General features: G+C 37.2%; 2 protein-coding genes. One reads left to right on the forward strand and one right to left on the reverse strand.

The window, feature by feature from the left end:
• Window positions 1–353: 353 nt before the first annotated feature.
• Window positions 354–1,661, forward strand: a complete 1,308-nt coding sequence (gene ctpB / locus AC3DU7_RS32010) for a carboxyl-terminal processing protease CtpB (protein ID WP_488043259.1) — start codon at window positions 354–356, stop codon at window positions 1,659–1,661.
• A 307-nt stretch (window positions 1,662–1,968) separates the two neighbouring features.
• Here ctpB and AC3DU7_RS32015 read toward each other — a convergent pair.
• Window positions 1,969–2,159: hypothetical protein (locus AC3DU7_RS32015; RefSeq protein ID WP_488043260.1), on the reverse strand; the 191-nt coding region annotated here is incomplete at its 5' end.

Below are 2,159 nucleotides of genomic sequence, written 5' to 3' on the forward strand. Positions count from 1 at the left end.
TCCAATTGTTCCTTTTGCCCTCTGCCATCAGCATAAGTGCGTTAATTTATTTTCCCTCTTCCTTCTTTGCTTCAATTTAAACTGTACCTTACCATCCTAAAAAGTACTGTAAGATGATTATCAGTTAATTTATTTTAATTACTTAACTCTTCTAAAATATTAGAGTTAGAGACAATAGTCGTAACGGTAAAATTTGACTAGATAGTGAGTTCCCTTGTCACTATAGATACAATAATAAATATATTCAGCTAATATTGTAGTATATTAGACTTCTTTCAAAAAAATACTATCCCATTACCATAAATTAGTGGGAACGTCAAGAGCAATAAATGTCCAACTACTAAAAAAATGCAATGAAATCAGCCTCAAAACGCAACTCCATTCTTCAAGCCATTTTGTACAGTGGAGCGATCGCTACAACCGCAGCTTTATCTTTATTGGCCCCTAACCTGAGTAAGCCTGCTGGGGCAAATTTAGAAAATAGCCCGAAAGCAGTTCTGGATGAAGCATGGCAAATTGTCAATAGAGAATATGTTGATGGTAGTTTTAATCACACAGATTGGCAAGCGACTAGGCGAACTTTGTTAGAGAAAAATTATACTTCTAGCGAACAAGCTTATGAGGCATTACGTCAAGCGTTAGATCAACTTAATGACCCCTATACTCGTTTCCTAGATCCGGAACAGTTTAAAGCTTTAACTAATCAAACATCTGGGGAAATGTCTGGAGTGGGAATGCAGCTCAAGGAGGATGAGCTGACCAAAGTAATTACGGTGGTGAATGTTGTAGAAAATTCTCCAGCTATGAAAGCAGGTTTATTACCAGGAGATCAAATCCTAGAAATTGACGGCAAACCTACTGCTAGTTTGAATGTCTCAGCAGCAGCAAAACTAATCCGAGGTGATGTGGGTACAGATGTTGTACTGCAAGTCATGCGTTCTGGAGAAGCAGAATTTGATGTAACTTTAACCAGGGCAAGAATAGAATTACAAGCAGTTCGTTACGATCTCAAGCGTGAAGGGAATAAACGTATTGGCTATATCCATTTACAAGAATTTAGCGCCCATGCGGGAGAACAGATGGAGAAGGCGATCGAAAATCTGGATAATCAAAATGCTGATGGTTATGTTTTAGATTTGCGGGGTAATCCAGGTGGTTTATTGCGCATTAGTATAGATATTGCTCGGATGTTAATGGATAAAGGTGCTATTGTTAGCACAGTTAACCGTAATGGAGAAAAGCAAGAATTGCGAGCAAACCGTTCAGCTTTAACTGATAAACCAATAGTCGTTTTGGTAGATGGTGACTCAGCGAGTGCTAGTGAAATTTTAGCAGGGGCGCTTAAAGATAATGGTCGTGCTGTAATTATGGGAGACCAAACTTTTGGTAAAGCTTTGGTACAGTCAGTACATTCTTTATCGGATGGTTCGGGTTTAGCAGTAACAATTGCTCATTATTATACTCCTAAAGGAACTGATATTAGTAAAAAAGGTGTTACTCCAGATGTCAGCATAAATTTGACAGATTCTCAAAAACGACGTTTATATAGGCAACCAGGAGCGATCGCTACTATATCAGACCCTTATTATTCGAGAGCGGTAAATCTATTAAAAAATCAAATTTTGTTACGTCCGTTAGTATTGCGGGAACAGCAAAATTGAAGTCAGGAATAATGATTTGAGGTATTGCTGAAAATAGTTATGAGAGCTAGAACTAGAGTAAATAATATAGTCACTAATCTATATAATAGACATCTCCAGAAAAGAGGGAACAGGGAACACCGGAGCTGGGAACAGAGAAGAATAATTAATAATTTCTGGATAAGAATTGATTTTCTTTTTGATTTTTGGAGATGTCTAATAAATAACAGAATATATGGATTGTACAATCTCTTTAGTCTTTCTTGTATAAAGCAAGCAGATATTTAGTATCTATCTGACTACTGACTACTAACAATCATACTGTTATTCAGCAACGCCCACGAATATCTAATCTTCCTGACTTCCCCACTATTACAATAACTATCCAACCGGACATGATATAGTTCATGCTCCACGCAACTGCCTTCTCAAATGAACTAATTCTGGTAAAATCAGTTTTACCATCCGTTCTACTAAACTTACCCAAACTTACCCATGAATGATTGCATGAGCTTTGGA

The organism is Okeania sp. (assembly GCF_983059655.1).